Raw genomic sequence first — 16,185 nt, 5'->3', positions numbered from 1 at the left:
GTACCGTCGGGACCAGCAACGAAGCGGAGGGAGCGGCGCAATGACCGAGGGACGCACCGACGGTACGCCGGCGGACGGTACGGAATCGCACGATCCGGATTTCCCGGAGGCGTTCCTGTCCTTCATGCGGACGGGCTGGCAGGACACCGAACTGCCTGTGACACCTCGACCGGAGGCCCCCAACTACGCCAAGCGGCGTGCCGCGCTGTCCGCCGCCTTCCCCGGCGAGACCCTGGTGATCCCGACCGGCCCCGAGAAGGTACGCGCCAACGACACCGCGTACCCGTTCCGTCCGGGCAGCGACTTCGCCTACCTGACAGGTGACCACGACCCGGACAGCGTGCTGGTGCTGCGCCCGAACGGGTCCGGGCACGACGCCACGCTGTACATGCGCCCGCGCTCCTCGCGGGAGACCGACGAGTTCTTCCGCAGCCGCCACGGCGAGCTGTGGGTGGGCCGACGGCACACGCTCGGCGAGAAGTCCACCGAGCTGGGCCTGCCCACCGCCGACCTGACCGGCCTGGAGGCGGCGCTCGCCGACCTGGCGCCCGGCCGCACCCGGGTGCTGCGCGGGTTCGACGCCCAGGTCGACGCCGCCGTACGCCCGTATGACGGGGTCCGCGTCGAGGGGCAGCCGCCACGTGACCGGGAGCTGGCCATCGCCATCTCGGAGCAGAAGCTCGTCAAGGACGAGTGGGAGATCGCCCAGCTCCAGGACGCTATCGACGCCACCGTACGCGGCTTCGAGGACGTGGCCCGCGCCCTGCCGGCCGACCGCGCCGTCTCCGAGCGGCTGCTGGAGGGGATCTTCGCGCTGCGCGCCCGGCACGACGGCAACGACGTCGGGTACGGCTCGATCGTCGGCGCCGGTGAGCACGCCACGATCCTGCACTGGGTGCACAACCACGGCGCCACCCGTCCGGGTGACCTGCTGCTCATGGACATGGGCGTCGAGGGGCGCAACCTCTACACCGCCGACGTGACGCGGGTGCTGCCGGTGAACGGCCGGTTCACCGCCCTGCAACGCCAGGTCTACGACATCGTGTACGCCTCGCAGCAGGCCGGCATCGACGCGATCCGCCCCGGGGTGAAGTTCAAGGACGTCCACCTGACCTGCATGCGGGTGCTCGCCGAGGGCCTGTCCGAGCTGGGCCTGCTGCCGGTGAGCGTGGACGAGGCGATGGACGAGAAGTCCTCGATCTACCGGCGGTGGACGCTGCACGGCTTCGGCCACATGCTCGGCATCGACGTGCATGACTGCTCGAACGCCCGCAAGGAGACCTACCGCGACGGCGCCCTGGGCGAGGGCTACGTGCTCACCGTCGAGCCCGGGCTGTACTTCCAGCCGGAGGACGAGCTGGTCCCCGCCGAGCTGCGCGGCGTGGGCATCCGCATCGAGGACGACGTACTGGTCACGGCGACCGGTGCGGTGAACCTGTCGGCCGGTCTGCCGCGCACCGCCGACGAGGTGGAGACCTGGCTGGCCGAGCAGCGGGACGCGGGTCCCCGCCTGCCCGGCTGACCGGGAGCGCCACCGACTGACAGCACCTGCCCGCCGGGCCGGACGTATCGACGTCCGGCCCGGCTTTGGCATGGGCGGCTCCCGTACCCGGGTGATCGCCTCGGGTTCGGTGGAAACGCGGTGTCCGCCGTCCGGAACACCCCGGTTTCCAGCGGGCCGAGGCGATCAGCCGAGGGCGGCCACGCTGCGCCGGGCGGTCGGCGAGACCGGGCCGCTCAGGTGTCGTAGCAGCCGTCCCAGGGCGGGTCGAAGCCCAGATCGTCGGGGACGAACTCGGCATGGTCCTCGCCGTCGTAGTCCTCCGAGCCGTCGATCAGGCCGAACACGTGCCCGTCGACCTCGACCTGGAAGAGGCCGATCGCGATGTCGGCGAAGACCCGACCGGGCAGCGCGTCGAGCCATTCGACGAGGCGAGCCTCCGCGCGATCGCACGAGGCTTCCTCGTCTTCGCTGGTGCCGGCGAACCAGATGTCTGAGTCGGTGTGCGCGCCGTCGGCGTCGAACCGGTGCAGCACCGCGTACCACCGCTTGTGGCGATGCCAGTCGTCGTCGGCTCCCGCACCATCCTCCACTGTCGCGGTGACGGAGCCGAAGAACTGGCCTTTGTCGTATTGGCCGATGAAGCGGGTGTGGTAGTCGGGCTCATACGCGATCGGCACGCGCACGGGAATCGCCATGGGCGGGACCGTACTGCAAAGGAGCACAGGACCTCGTTCGGGTGTATGGGCTGCCGGCATCCCTTCCTACCGTCACGCTCCGTTCACCGGCACATGGCCCAACCTGGGCCGAATGTGGGGTTATCTCGGATACGTCCGCCTCGCGAAGATAGTTCTCATACGGTGGGCATCAGAGGCTGCAACCGATTTGTAGCTGGTCGCGACGCCTCGGGTGGTGCGACCCCGTCTGATAGCAGGAAAGGGCGGAAGGCTCTGATGTCCAACGACTTAACGAGTACCGAGGGCGGGCCCCCGACGGCACCGCCGACACGACGGCGACGTGCGCTGTGGGTCGCCGGCGTGGCCGGGCTGACCGGCGTCGTGGGCCTGGCGGCCCTCGGCGGGGTGGCCGCGCGTGACGACAAGCCCAGTTCCGGCCGCGTGTCCGACGCGCAGTCGTCGACCAACCGGCAGAACGTCAGCGACGCTGGCGAGAAGACCGACGGCACCAAGGAGAACGACGGCCAGGACGAGTGGGGCGGTGGCGAGTGGAGCGGTGGCGACGACCGGTACGCCAAGCGCGACGGCAAGGAGCACACCAGCCAGGTGCCGTGTGACTCCGACAAGCTGATCCAGGCGATCGTCTTCGCCAACAGCCAGGACGGCGGCACGCTGGAGCTGGCCAAGGGCTGCACCTACAACCTGACCCGCAACGACTATGAGGGCAACGGCCTGCCGGTGATCACCGAGCGGGTCACGCTCAAGGGCGACCACACGACCATCGGTCGCGACGCCACGGCCGACTACTTCCGCATCCTCAACGTCGGTCCGGGTGGGCATCTCACGCTCAAGGGTCTGAGCATCCGGGGCGGGCAGACCATCCAGCGGGCGATGACCCTGGACCCGGCGACGGTCTGGGCGCCGTACTCGGCCTCGGTCCGCAGCACCGTGGCGGCCGCCAAGCCGGCGGCCACCACCGCCGCGCCGGGTGCGACAGCCAAGCCGGAGGCCACCACCAAGGCCAAGCCGGCGGCAGCGGCGGCCGCCAAGCCAGCAGCGGCAGCCAAGGCGACGGCGGCAGCCAAGCCAGCAGCGGCCGAGGCGACGGCAGCGGCCAAGCCGGCAGCGGCGGCCAAGGCCACGGCAGCAGCCACGACGACGGCCAAGCCGGCAGCGACCGCGAAGGCCGAGCCCGCCACGGTGGCCGCCAAGCCGGCGGGGGCAGTGGTGCCTCTGGTGGAGGAGCCCGGGTTCAACGACGGAGCCGGGGTGCTGGTGCAGCCGGGTGGCCGGGCCGAGATCCTGGACAGCGAGTTGCTCTACAACCAGTCCGGTGGCAACGGTGGCGGGTTGGCCAACTTCGGCGCCGCCAAGCTCAGCAAGAGCACCGTGGCCCACAACACCGCGTTCCTGCACGGCGGCGGCATCTTCAACGCCGGCGTACTCCAGGTCGACGAGTCGAAGGTCAAGGACAACACCGCGATCATCGGTGGTGGCGGCATCGCCAACGGCGCGGCCGGGATCTTCGGCGACGAGGTCGACGGCGGTTCGGTCTGGGTCTACAAGAGCGAGATCACCGACAACGAGACGCTCGGCTTCGGCGGTGGCGTCCTGGACGTCGAGGGCACCACGACCCTGCACGACACGACGGTCAGGAGCAACACCGCGGTTCTCGCCGGAGGCGGCGTCGCGGTGGCCGACAGCCAGCTCACCCTCAAGAACGCCACCGTGGCCAGCAACAGCACCGCTGGTGTGGGTGGCGGGTTGGCGGTTGCCTTCGACAGCACCGCGACAGTGGAGAACAGCGCGATCACTGACAACACCGCCGGGTTCTTCGGCGCCGGCCTCTTCAACGAGGACAGCGTCACCACGCTGCGTGACAGCAAGGTGGTGGGCAACCGGGCCATCGGTCCGTTCGCTCGCGGCGGCGGCATCTACAACACCGACGGGGGCGAGGTTTCCCTGAGCCGGACGACTGTGGCGCACAACTTCGCCACGCTCCCGGCCGGTGGGGTCTTCAACCAGCTCGGCAGCACCGTGACGCTTGACGACGAGTCCGCGGTGACCGCCAACCGCCCCACCAACTGCTTCAACGTTCCGGACTGCTTCGCCTGACAGGTGGGGCTGAACCACATAGAGGGCGCGCCCCTCCGAGCCGGCGACGGCGCGGAGGGGCGTACCCATTTGGGCTGCTCGCGGGCCCGACGGCGGCCTTGGGGGCCGTGTGCCCGGCCGGGGCGTCGCGGCCGGTCCGGACCGAACGTGAACCTAATGTGGGGTTGTTTCGGATACGCCCCCGAGGCGAGGAACATTCTCATACGGTGTTTTTGGGAGCTACAACCGATTTGTAGCAGGGGACGTCCGTCTGAGGGCGGCGACCCTGTCTGGTACGAGGAGAGGGCAGAGAGCTCCGATGTCCAACTACCTAACGAACAACGAAGCCTCCGGGCAGGCGACGGCCAAGCGCCGCCGCAAGCTCTGGCTCGCCGGTGGCGTGGCCGGTTTGACGGGCGTGATCAGTCTCGCGGCGGTGGGCGTCGCGGGCAGCGCCGGTGCGGTCAGCGGCCTCAACTGGAACACCGCGCAGGTCAGCAGGGACGGCGACCAGGGCGGCGACCACGGGCGTGACTGGGACAAGGACAAGGGCAAGGACCGGGACAAGGACCACGAGCGCGGGAAGGAGGTGCCCTGCGACACCGACAAGCTGATCCAGGCGATCGTCTTCGCCAACAGCAAGCACGGCGGTGTGCTGGAGCTGGCCAAGGGCTGCACCTACAACCTGACCCGCAACGACTACGAGGGCAACGGCCTGCCGGTCATCACCGAGCGGATCACGTTGAAGGGTGAGCACACCTCGATCGTTCGGGACGCCACGGCTGACTACTTCCGGATCCTCAACGTCGGCACCGGTGGGCACCTCACCATCAAGGGCCTGACCATCAAGGGCGGCCAGACCCTCGAACTGCTCGAGGCCGTCGAGCCGGCCGCCGTCTGGGCGTCCTACTCGGACTCCGAGGCGATCGCCGCCGAGGTGAAGTCCGGCGTACCGCTGGAGAAGGCGCTCACCGCGCGGCAGGCCAGCCCGAAGGCGGGCCTGAAGGCGGCCCCGAAGGCCGCTCCCAAGGCCGCGCCGAAGGCGCCGGCGGGTGCGGTCACGCCGCTGGTCGAGGAGCCGGGCGACAACGACGGCGCCGGCATCCTGGTCCAGCCGGGCGGCACCGCCGAGATCCTCGAGTCCGAGGTCGTCCTCAACCAGTCCGGCGGCAACGGCGGCGGTGTGGCCAACTTCGGCACCACGAAGATCTGGCACAGCACCGTGGCCCGTAACACCGCCTTCTTCTTCGGTGGCGGTGTCTTCAACGCCGGCCTGCTCAGGGTCGAGGAGTCGAAGGTCAAGGACAACACCGCGATCATCGGTGGTGGCGGCATCTCCAACGGAGCCGCGCGCATCTTCGCCGACGACATCGACGGTGGGACGGTCGAGCTGAAGAAGGCCGAGATCAGCGACAACGAGACGCTGGGCTTCGGCGGTGGCCTCCTCGACATCGGCGGCAACACCACCGCGTACGAGACGAAGTTCGTCTCGAACACCGCGGTCGTCGCCGGTGGCGGTCTGGCCGCTGCGGACAGCCAGCTGAACCTGCACGGCGTCACAGTGGAGAAGAACAGCACCGCCGGCGTCGGTGGTGGCCTTGCCATCGCCTTCGACAGCGCGGTCACCGCTGAGCGCACCGAGATCAAGGACAACACCGCCGGGTTCTTCGGCGGCGGGGTCTTCAACGCCTTCAGCGTCACCACGCTGCGCGACAGCGAGGTTGTCGGCAACCGGGCCATCGGCCCGATCGGGGTCGGCGGCGGCATCTTCAACATCTTCGGCGAGGTCAACCTGTCGAAGACGAAGGTCGCGCACAACTTCTCCACCTTCGCCCCGGGCGGTGTCTTCAGCTTCTTCGGCGAGGTGAACGTCGACAACAAGTCCGCGATCACCGCGAACCGTCCGACGAACTGCCTGGCCATCCCGGGCGGCACCATCGAGAACTGCTTCGCCTGATCACCCTCGGGTGAGCGCAGCACGACAACAGCAACGACGGGCCGGCCCCCTTCCGCACCACGCGGAAGGGGGCCGGTCCGCGTCACTTCTGCACGAACACCGCCACGCTGCGCGCCGGTACGGTGAACGTGCCGGCCGCCCGGTCGAACGAGGCCGTACGCAGCACCGGGTCGGCCGAGTTCACAAGCACGGGGTGCAGTGTCACGTCCGCACCGCGCAGACCGGTCACTGTCTGCTTCGCCGTATCCGGCGTGCCGTTGAAGACCACTGTCACCGACTTCCACGCCCCACCCAGCCCACTGGCGTCCAGGGTCATCGTCAGCACACCCGGGGTCTCCTTCTGGCCCGACAGCGGGAACGCCACCCGCTGCTGCACCTGCTCGGCCGTACGAAGGCCGAACACCGGCGACGACGCCCGGATGCGCAGCAGCTCGGCGTACCGGGCGTCGGTGGTGTTGATGGCCGCGCAGTCCGGCACCAGCGCCGGGTCCGCGAGCAGCGGCATCGCGTACGACCACTTGTCCTCGTTGTCAGGGGCCGGCGGCAGACCGGCCCCGAACCCGTTGCCCCGCTCGCAACCCCAGCGGATCTGGTTGAACCAGTCACCGGAGTTGTACGAGTTGCGGTCCAACGACTTCGACCGCAGCCGCTCGGTGCCGGTGGTGACGAACCCGGTGCCCTGTCCCAGCACCACGGTGCTCAGCGCCAGCACCTGCATCCGCGAGCGGTCCGCCGCGGTGGTGGCCTGCGGCAGCTTGTACGCCAGCGCGTCGTACAGGATCTCGTTGTCGTGCGCGTCGACGTACGTGACGGCCTCGCCGGGCGCGGCGGTGTAGCCGGCCGGCGAACCCTTGTAGTCCACCTGCTCGCCGGTGACGGTGCGTCCGGCGGTGTCGGTGAACCGGTAGCCACGCAGGTTGCCGGTGAGCCCCACCTTGATGAGGTCGTGGGCGTGCAGCAGGCGGGCCTTCTGCTCGGCGGCCGTCCCGTTGACGGGGTCGCCGTTGGGGTCGGTGTAGAGCCCGGAGGCGAAGCCCTGCGCCCGGGGGTTGGCGTCGAACGGCCCGCCGCCGCGCACCGCGTCGCGCAGCCGGTCGTTGAAGGTGCCGATGCCGGTGCCGGCCATGTTGGCCTGGGTGGCCTGCACGAACCGGGCGTCGTCGGCGACCTCGCCGAAGTTCCAGCCCTCGCCGTAGAGCATGATCGCCTTGCCGTCGACGCCGTCGCGGGCGACGGTCAGCCGGTCCAGTGCCGCGCGGACGGCGAGGATGTTCGCCTTCGGGTGGTGACCCATCAGGTCGAACCGGAAACCGTCCACCTTGTACTGCTTGGCCCAGGTGACGAGCGAGTCGACCACCAGCTTGCCCATCATGGTGTGCTCCGGCGCGGTGTTGGCGCAGCAGGTGGAGTTGGCGACAGTGCCGTCCTCCAGCAGCCGGTGGTAGTAGCCGGGCACGATCTGGTCGAGCACCGACTTGTCGTCGGTGCCGGCCGCCGCTGTGTGGTTGTAGACGACGTCCATGACCACCCGCAGCCCGGCGCCGTTCACTCCGGCCACCATCGCGCGGAACTCGGTGGTCCGCGCCGCGCCGGCCGGGTCGACGGCGTAACCGCCCTCCGGCACCGTGTAGTGCAGCGGGTCGTACCCCCAGTTGTAGCCGTCGGTGTCGGCGACGGCCGCCACGCATTTCTGCTGCTCGGCCGAGTCCGGCGGCAGCGCCGCGAGGTCACAGGCCGGCTGGCGCTGGTCGGCCCGCTTCTCGGGGATCGTCGCGAAGTCGAACGCCGGCAGCAGGTGCAGGTGGGTGACACCGGCGGCGCCCAACGCCCTCAGGTGGGTCATTCCTGCGGTTTTCGGGTCGGTGAAGGCGAGGAAGGTGCCTCGCCGATTCGCCGGCACCGTGTCGTCGGCGATGGAGAAGTCCCGCACCGACAGCTCGGAGATCTGCGCCTTCGACGCGGGCACTGCTGCCGGTTTGCGCAACGTCTTCCAGCCCGCCGGAGCCAGCGCCGGGTCACTCAGGTCGACAAGCTGGCTGTGCGTGGAATCGGCGGCCAGGGCCACCGAGTAGGGGTCGGTCACCGACGCGGTGACCATCCGCTGCGCCGCCGGCTGCCACGCCTGCACCCGGTACCGGTAGTACTTGCCCACCCACGAGTGGCTGCCCCGCGCCGACCACACGCCGGTGCGGTCGTCGCGACGCATCGGCACCGTCTTCGGCTGCGCGGTGGGCGAGTCGAACAGTTGCAGCTCCACCGTCCGCGCGGTCGGCGCCCACAGCGCGAGGCTCGGCGTACGGCCGGCGAAGGTCGGCCCGAGCGTCGTATCGGCGGCCCGCGCGTAGACGTCGTCGAGCACACCGGGGATCTGCACGCCTGTCGCCGCGAGCAGCGCGCCCGCCGCGTCGCGCTCGGTGACGAGTACCTGCCCCCGCAGCGCCGCCGGGACCTTGGCCAGGTCCGCCCGGTCCACTGCGAAGCTCCGGTACGCCCACAGGTGCGGGAACTTCACGCGCTGGGCCTCGGTGAGCCCGTTGCGCTGCGCCCGCAACGGCAGACTGGTGTACGTCCCGGTCAGCTTCCCGTCGACCACACCGACTCCACCGGTGGGCGCGACGACGAGCGCGTACGTCCTGCCGTCGGTCGGTGGGGTCTGCCAGGCGATGGTGGACCTGTCGATCCAGTGCGCCTTCTGTTTGCCGATGTCGGTGTCCCCGCTCGCGCTGGTCGCGGTCGTCGGCAGCAGCCGGCCCGGGGTGGCGGCGAGCAGCCACACCTCCCGACCCGCGCTTGCGAAGTCGAGCCGCTGGTCGTCGGGCAGGTCCTTGGTGTCGCCCTTGTGGATGATGTAGTTCAGCCCGGTGGCCCCGGCCGCCAACGGCACCCGGAACACCGCGCCGAACGCGTCGGTCGCGCTCGGCGCGAGCGGGGTGGCCCAGTCGGTCGGGTTCGCCGCCCCGTCCCACACGTGCAGGCCCCATCCGGCGTAGTTGCCGTCGGCCCGCCGGTAGTGGATGACCGCGGTGCCCTCCTCGACCGGCGGGTCGGGTTGCCCGGTGGCCGCCTGCCGGCTCGGATAGATCGTCGGATCGCCCTGCTTGAGCCAGACCTCCCCGGTGGAGGTGACGTCGATGCTGCGGTCCTGGGCGACGTCCTTGTTCCCGTCCTTGTCGACCACCACGAACCCGACCGACTTCGCGCCCGGCTTGAGCTTCACCCAGGCGAACCGGCCGTAGGAGTCCTCCCCGGCGAACGGCTGCCCCTTCGGCCACTCGGTGACGTACGCCGGATCGATGTCGCCCCACGCGTACAGCGCCCAGTCGTCGTACCCGCCGGCGGGCCGCTTGTAGTGCACGACCGCCCATTCCCGGGACCCACCCTGCTCGGGGGTGCCGACGGTGGCGGTGGACCGGGCGGTGGCGGTACGGCCCCGGCCGTCGCGGACCACCGCCTTGTACTCGACACGGGTGCCGCCGGCCAGGCCGGTCAGATCGTGGTGGACGGTGTACGGCGCGTGGTCGGCGCTGCCCAGCAGCGTCCACCGGCCGCCAGCGACCCGGGCCGCGACGGTGACGGTGGCCAGCGGGTCACCGGTCACCGTGGCGGTGACGGCGACCCGGGTGGCGACGGGAGCGTCCGGGGTCGTGACGGCGATCGTCGGCTTGCCGCCCGGCAGCGCGACGGGGGTACCGGCCCGGTACGCCACCGCCGACAGCGGCGGCACTGTGAGCGTCACAGTGCCGTCGCCACCTGCCGTGACACGCTGGCTGCCGCCGTAGATGCCGGTGAAGGTCGCGCCGGCCGACCAGGTGTCCACCGTGACAGTCTGCGCGCTGCCGGCGTTGTTCACCGCCACCACGTACTCGATGCGGTCGGCGGCAGAGATCCGGGAGGCGGCGAAGACGCCGGGGCCGTCGGCGGCGGACCTGGTGATCTGGATGCCGTCGCGCAGCCCGGGGTGCGCCTGCCGCAGTTTGCCCAGCTCGGCGATCGTCCGGTACAGCGGGTGGCCGGTGTCGAACTGGTCGCTGGCGTGGGTGCGGTCGGTGCCGAGCAGGTCGTCGTCGAGATAGTCGGGGACCCTCGATGCGAACATGTCCTGCCGGGCGTCCTTGTCCCCGCCGGGGCCGGTGAAGCCCTGCTCGTCACCGGAGTAGATCACCGGCTGGCCGCGGGTGAGGAACATCAGCTGGTGGGCGAGTTGGTCGCGGCGCAGGTGGCTGGCCGGGTCGGTGCCCCCGCCGACGATGAACGAGCCGATCCGGCCCATGTCGTGGTTGCCGAGGAACGTCGTCAGCCGCCGGGCGTCGGTGTCGCGGGCGGCGTAGAGGTCGTCACGGGCGTACACGTCGGCAAGTGCCTTCGCCGAGCCGCCGCCCGCCGTGTAGCCGCGGGCGGCCTCCTGGAAGGGAAAGTCGAGGGTGGCCGGCAGACCACCCTGCCGCACATAGCTGGAGGTGATCTCCGGGTCGGCGCTGTAGACCTCGCCGAACATGAAGAAGTCCTTCTTGCCGGCCTTCTCGGCGGCCCGCTCGATGCCACTGCTGAACTGCGGCCAGAAGTCCATGTTGACGTGCTTGACGGTGTCCAGCCGGAACCCGTCGACACCCGTCGCGCCGATCCAGTCCCCGTACGCCTTGGTCAGACCCTTGACCACCTCGGGCCGCTCGGTCCACAGGTCGTCCAGGCCGAAGAAGTCGCCGTACTCGCTGTTCTCCCCGGCGAATGTCGAGTCACCACGGTTGTGGTACATCGTGACGTCGTTCAGCCAGGCCGGCACCTTGACCCTGGCGTCCCCCGGCTCGTCGAACATCGGCGTGTACGGGAACGACTCCCGGTTCACCGGCGGGAAGGCACGGCTGCCGTCGGCGTAGTTACGGTCCTCGAAGGCCCGCCCCTGCGCGTCCGTGTACGGCGAGGTGGCCTTGTCGATGTAGGCGTACCTGTCCTCGGCGTACTTGATCACGTCGGCGGTGTGGTTGACGATCACGTCGAGGTAGACCTTGATGCCCCGCTGGTGGGCGAGCCGGACCAGCCGCTTCATCTCCTCCATGGTGCCGAAGTGCGGGTCCACCTGCGTGAAGTCGGTGATCCAGTAGCCGTGGTAGCCGGCCGAGATGTCATCGCCCTTGCCCTGCACAGGCCGGTTCTTGAAGATCGGGGCGAGCCAGATGGCGGTCGTGCCCATCCCCTGGATGTAGTCCAGCTTGTCGATGACGCCCTTGAGGTCACCGCCGTGGTAGAAGCCCTTGTCGGTCGGGTCGAGCCCGGTGCGCAGCCGGTCGCCGGTGAGACCGCCCCGGTCGTTGCGCCGGTCGCCGTTGGCGAACCGGTCCGGCAGGACGAAGTAGAACTGCTCTGCACGCGCGGTGTTGTCGGCCGCCTTCAGCAGCGCCTCGGCGGTGGGCTCGCCCCGCCACTGGGTGGCGCCGTCGACGGCAAGGGGGCTGTCGCCTGCGGGCCGAGGAGCCGCAACGGCGGGATTCGCGGCGACCGGAGTGCCGACGAGCGTGACGGTGAGCAGGCAGGCGAGGGCAAGCAGGGCGGTACGCGGGATCGGCGGGGGTTTCATCGACGGCCTTCCTCTGGTCGTGATTGGCCGCACGCTAACCCTTGCCGAAACAATCTGCAATACCTTGCAAACAAAGTCGTAACAGAGCAGATTCCTTGCAACGGACTTCGAGTCTCCATCGACGGCCGTCCGATCAGAACCCGCTGCAGCGCACCCCGTCGACAGTGCACCCACGCGGCGCACTCGACGCCCACTCCATGTGGAACCGCAACGGCACCGACCCGCCCGCCGGCACTGACACCCCACTGACGTACGAGAAGCCGCCGTCGAACTGACGTGCCGTTCCCTGCGGGGCGCCCTCCACCCAACTGGTCACCAGCCGCCCACGACCGAAGTGGATCCGCACCGTCCAGCCCCGGTCCACCCGCGACGCGTTGACGATCAGCACCTCGCCGATGAAGCCTCCGTCGAAGCTCTGCACCACCCGGTACCGCCCACTCACCGCGGGCGGCTGCTGCGGTGGCGCAGGCCGCGGCGCCCTGGTCGACGGCCGAACCGACGTCGGCACCACCACCGGATGAATCGACGGCGTCGGCGACACAGTCGGCGCGCTCGGCGGTGGACCGCTCGCCCGCGGCGACAACCCGGGAACCACAGGCGCCGACGAACCCGGTGACGGCGGCGGTGCCTGCGTCACGTCGCTCGGCTCGACCGGCACCCGCGGCAGCGGCAACCCCACCGGCGGCATCCGGTCATCCCCCGCCGGGCTCTGCCCCCGGTACGCGCCCAACGCCACGATGAGCAGAACCACCATCACGACGAGACCCGCACACGCGACGATCCAGGGCGACGACGCGATAGCCACCGGGCCACGCGATGGTTGTGGGGCACGACGCATGCCGGACATGTACCTCCCTCAGCGGGCCGTCCGGGAAGCGTAGGCGATCGATGCCTCACCCGGAAACGCCGCCGCCGGGCACCCGGACGGGCGCCGGCGTCAACCGATGCGGCAGGCGGCTCCGTTGATTGTGCACCGCAACGGCCGCTGTGCCGACCCGGACCAACCAAGCCGCAGGCGCAACGTGCTGGTGCCACCCGAAACGAGCGACGCCCCGCCACTCACCACGTACTCGCCGTCACCTTGCGCCGACACCGAGATCCCCGCCTCGCCGCTGACCCGCAGACCCCGCATGTCGTCGGCGTACGCCAACTCCACCCGCCAGCCCGCCGGCCGATCCGACTCGTTCCGCACCGACAACACAGCGTCCGAACCGGACGTCCCAACCTGGTACCGGGCGGTCACCGCCCCGTTCGCCGGCGCCAACCCCGCCGGCGGCGCACTCGTCTTGGCCGTACCCGGCGACGCCGTCGTGGCCTGCGGCGACGGCGTCCGCGTGCTACGCGACGGCCGCGGCGACGCCGTCCGCCGCTCCACCGCAGCAGGCGTCGACGACGCGGCCGACGACGACGCCGGCGGCACTGTCGGCAGGAACACCGGCGGCGCGGCCTGCGGCCCGCCATCGCGCTCCCGGCCACGGAACGACAGCAACGTGATCACCAGCAACACCACGAGCGCGCAGACGCCGACCAGCACCACGATCCACGGCACCGACACCAGCACCCGCGCCGCACGCGAGCCCTCCGCACCGTCCGGCCGCACCGCCATCAGGTCTCCCCTCGTCCCACCGACGCGCCAGCGTAGCCAGCGCCGGCCGGGCCGGAAACCAGGCGGGTACGGATCGGACCGACCGGCCCATCTCGACCGGAAAACGGTCCGGCCCGGTGGACGGTCGCTCAGGACGCCCGGATGACAGTGCAGATGAGTGGCCCCTCAGCCGGTGTACGCAGCAGGTAGCGGTACCGCTCCCCCGGCACCGCGAACCCACGGCTGTCCAGGAACTCCCACTCCACCGACACCATTGTCAGCAGGGCCGACACCGGCTGCACGTCCTCGATCCGGGCGTGTGCGGCGATCAGCTCACGATCCTGGTAGTCCGGTGCCGCCCCCACGAAGGACAACGCGACAGCCGCCAGCGAGGTGAACGAGAAGCTGTACGTGTCGGCCACCACCAACCCGGGCAGTGCGTAACAAGCGCCGAGGGCCGGCAGGTCACCGGAGGTCAGCGCGACGCCGTACCTGTCGAAAAAGCCGGTCAGCGTGTCGAGATCGGTAGAGGCGTTCACGGCGACAGCAATTGCCCTCCGCCGGGTCGGCCAAACCTCAGCGCTGCGGAACCCGCACCTCGATCTCGGCACCCAACCGCGCGCCGGCCGCGAGACCCAGGTCGTCTCCACTCCAGAACCGTCCCGGGTCGTACCAGTTAGGACGTTTTCCGGCGGGCAGCAGACCCATCGCCTCGTACGTCACCGCCACCACCTCGGCGCAGTACGCCGTCTCCAACGCCCGCTCCCGAGCAGCCGCCGAGCTGGTGTCCTTCGCCTGCCTGGCGTTCCTCGCGTGGTCGGCGTTCCTCGCGTGGAGGGCGGGGATGGCCCGGGAGGCGAACCGGGACACGGCCTGGTCGGGGCGGGGCAGCACCGGCACCCGGCCGCGTACCCACCGCCAGGCCAACTGGGCCGTAGACGGAAACGGCGTGCCATCCAACCGCGCGACGGTACGCAGAACAGCCCGCTCCATCTCCGCGTCCGCCGGCGGGTCGAGTTGCCGTAGCCAGGCCCGCTGACCGTACCGGTTTGCCCAGACAGAGACCGCGTCCCGCAGGTCGTGGAGTTGCACACCGCGTTGGTGGCTGCCCGACCACAGGTCCGGCAACGACTTGCCCAGCTCGGCGTGCCACATCAGTGGGGGCATGTCGTCCAACACCACTGCCATTCCGACGTGGTTGACCGGACTGTTCGTGGTGAACTGAATTGCCCGGTCCGGCACGCTGCGACCCCGGAACACCCACACGTCGCCGGTGCGGGTCAAATCGACGGCCTCATCCAGGCTGATGCTCATGGGGGTCTAGCCTAGGCCGATGCGGCAACGAATGCGGTGGTGGAAGGTCCTCGGGCTCGCCGGTCTCGCTGGAGTCGCGGCCTCCGGCGTGGTCATCGCGCGAGCCGAGCGTCGGCGGCGCGCGTACACCCCGGAGGAGATCCGGCAGCGGCTGCTGGAGCGACACGCGCAGGCCAGCGACGCGGGCAAGCCCGTCGACCCCGCCTGAGGCTCCCCTGTGGACCGGCAGCGGGGCCTCCCGGCCGGCAGATGATCGATACCCTGGGGACATGACGACGCCCGTCGCTGAGCGACCCTTCGTCCTGTCCACGCCCGCCGCGCCTGTCGAACGGCACGGCAACGTCGACCTGCACCTGCCCACCGGTGACGGCCGGGCACCCGCAGTGGTGGTGGTGCACGGCGCCCCACTGCCGCCGGGCGTGCCCGACCCCCGCGACTGGCTGCTCTACCGCGGCTACGGTGCGCTGCTCGCCGAGAGCGGCGTGGTCACCGCGCTGGTCAGCTATCAGGTGGCCGAAGTGTCGGCGCTACCCGCCACGGCCGAGGACATCGCCACGATGGTCGAACAGGTCCGCGCCGACCCACGGGTCGACCCCGACCGGGTGGTGCTCTGGTTCTTCTCCGGGGGCGGCCTGCTGGCGTCCGACTGGCTGCGCGACGCCCCGTCCTGGCTGCGCGGGATCGCGCTGACCTACCCGCTACTCATCCCCTTCCCCGACTGGGAGATCGACTCGCGGTTCCTGCCCGTCGACGCGCTCGAGGCCGGGTCGACCGTCCCACTGGTGCTGACCCGGGCTGGGCGGGACATTCCGGTGGTGCTGGCGGGCATCGACGCGTTCCTCACCGCAGCCACCGTCCACGGCCGCCCGGTCCAGGTCATCGACGTACCGGACGGCCAGCACAGCTTCGACATCCTCGACCACTCCCCGCAGTCCGAGGCGGCCGTCCTGGCAGCACGGGATGCGGTCCTGGCCTTCCTCGCCAACAACTGACCCGCCTGTCCGGCGAGTCCGCGACGCGCGGTCCGTCCGCCGTGCGAGGTTCCCGATCGGGGCCGCCGACAGGCCCTCGCCAGGTGCGCGAGGTGCGCGAATCCCTGCCGTACGCCGCCAAACTGACAGCGAACGCATGATCGACTCCATGTCGCCGATGTGGAGGTGTCGGAGCGCTGGGATACCCCCACATCGGCAATCCGGAGTCGATCACCGCCCGGCGTGGAGCCGGCTCGGACGGTTTGTCGGGTTTGGGGGTCGGCGTCCCGTGGTCGGCGGCACTGTGGCGGCGGAATGTTGGGTCGGGCCAGGCTGTTGTACAGGGGGTAACCACGACAGGTCGCGGCCCCCGGCCGACGGCCCCCGGCATCCGGGAACACCCACCCGGCCGCCACGGTTACATCCCCCTGGACCCACCCGAGCAGCGCCTCCTCGAGGCCGTCGGACAAGGTCTGCCGGAGCGCGGTGGAATGACTCGCCGGCCCGGACGGTT

The 16,185-nt window shown here is 70.4% G+C and carries 11 protein-coding genes; 5 read left to right on the top strand and 6 right to left on the bottom strand.

Translation table 11 applies throughout. The annotated features are described in order from the left end of the window. The first annotated feature begins 40 nt into the window (after positions 1–40). Complete coding sequence (locus tag ACPXB1_RS29750; RefSeq protein WP_355594450.1) at positions 41–1,522, top strand: aminopeptidase P family protein; 1,482 nt, start codon at positions 41–43, stop codon at positions 1,520–1,522. 215 nt (positions 1,523–1,737) lie between these two features. On the opposite strand, the gene ACPXB1_RS29745 is transcribed toward ACPXB1_RS29750, so the two are convergent. Next, complete coding sequence (locus ACPXB1_RS29745; RefSeq protein ID WP_355594448.1) at positions 1,738–2,199, bottom strand: hypothetical protein; 462 nt, start codon at positions 2,197–2,199, stop codon at positions 1,738–1,740. 339 nt (positions 2,200–2,538) lie between these two features. Here ACPXB1_RS29745 and ACPXB1_RS29740 point away from each other — a divergent pair, with 339 nt between their 5' ends. Then, the gene (locus ACPXB1_RS29740; RefSeq protein ID WP_425736103.1) at positions 2,539–4,293 is read left to right on the top strand and encodes a right-handed parallel beta-helix repeat-containing protein; all 1,755 of its coding nucleotides are present in this window, start codon (positions 2,539–2,541) and stop codon (positions 4,291–4,293) included. 298 nt (positions 4,294–4,591) lie between these two features. Continuing rightward, positions 4,592–6,229, top strand: a complete 1,638-nt coding sequence (locus tag ACPXB1_RS29735; RefSeq protein ID WP_425736102.1) for a hypothetical protein — start codon at positions 4,592–4,594, stop codon at positions 6,227–6,229. Between the two features lie 82 nt (positions 6,230–6,311). Here the strand turns inward: ACPXB1_RS29735 and pulA are convergent, their stop codons facing one another. The 5 genes from pulA to ACPXB1_RS29710 form a co-directional block, all read right to left on the bottom strand. After that, a complete protein-coding gene (pulA, locus tag ACPXB1_RS29730) occupies positions 6,312–11,801 on the bottom strand; it encodes a pullulanase-type alpha-1,6-glucosidase (RefSeq protein WP_425736101.1) in 5,490 nt (1,829 codons plus the stop codon). A 133-nt stretch (positions 11,802–11,934) separates the two neighbouring features. Next, the gene (locus ACPXB1_RS29725) at positions 11,935–12,606 is read right to left on the bottom strand and encodes a cellulose binding domain-containing protein (protein ID WP_425736100.1); all 672 of its coding nucleotides are present in this window, start codon (positions 12,604–12,606) and stop codon (positions 11,935–11,937) included. Between the two features lie 132 nt (positions 12,607–12,738). Further along, positions 12,739–13,407, bottom strand: coding sequence for a hypothetical protein (locus ACPXB1_RS29720; protein WP_425736099.1), 669 nt, complete (start codon positions 13,405–13,407; stop codon positions 12,739–12,741). Between the two features lie 128 nt (positions 13,408–13,535). Continuing rightward, positions 13,536–13,925 (bottom strand): hypothetical protein, encoded by a 390-nt coding sequence (locus tag ACPXB1_RS29715; RefSeq protein WP_053652544.1) that lies wholly within the window; start codon positions 13,923–13,925, stop codon positions 13,536–13,538. 37 nt (positions 13,926–13,962) lie between these two features. Continuing rightward, positions 13,963–14,700 carry a hypothetical protein gene (locus ACPXB1_RS29710; protein ID WP_425736098.1) on the bottom strand — a complete coding sequence of 246 codons (738 nt, stop codon included), beginning with the start codon at positions 14,698–14,700 and terminating at the stop codon, positions 13,963–13,965. A 19-nt stretch (positions 14,701–14,719) separates the two neighbouring features. On the opposite strand from ACPXB1_RS29710, the gene ACPXB1_RS29705 reads away from it, so the two are divergent. Further along, positions 14,720–14,908, top strand: coding sequence for a hypothetical protein (locus ACPXB1_RS29705; RefSeq protein WP_053652542.1), 189 nt, complete (start codon positions 14,720–14,722; stop codon positions 14,906–14,908). Positions 14,909–14,969: 61 nt separating this feature from the next. Next, positions 14,970–15,692 (top strand): dienelactone hydrolase family protein, encoded by a 723-nt coding sequence (locus tag ACPXB1_RS29700; protein WP_355594434.1) that lies wholly within the window; start codon positions 14,970–14,972, stop codon positions 15,690–15,692. Positions 15,693–16,185: the final 493 nt, after the last annotated feature.

Origin of the sequence: Micromonospora sp. DT68 (genome assembly GCF_049847245.1) — a bacterium.
GTDB classification, from domain to species: domain Bacteria; phylum Actinomycetota; class Actinomycetes; order Mycobacteriales; family Micromonosporaceae; genus Micromonospora; species Micromonospora profundi.
This window is presented reverse-complemented; position numbering and strand designations above follow the sequence as displayed.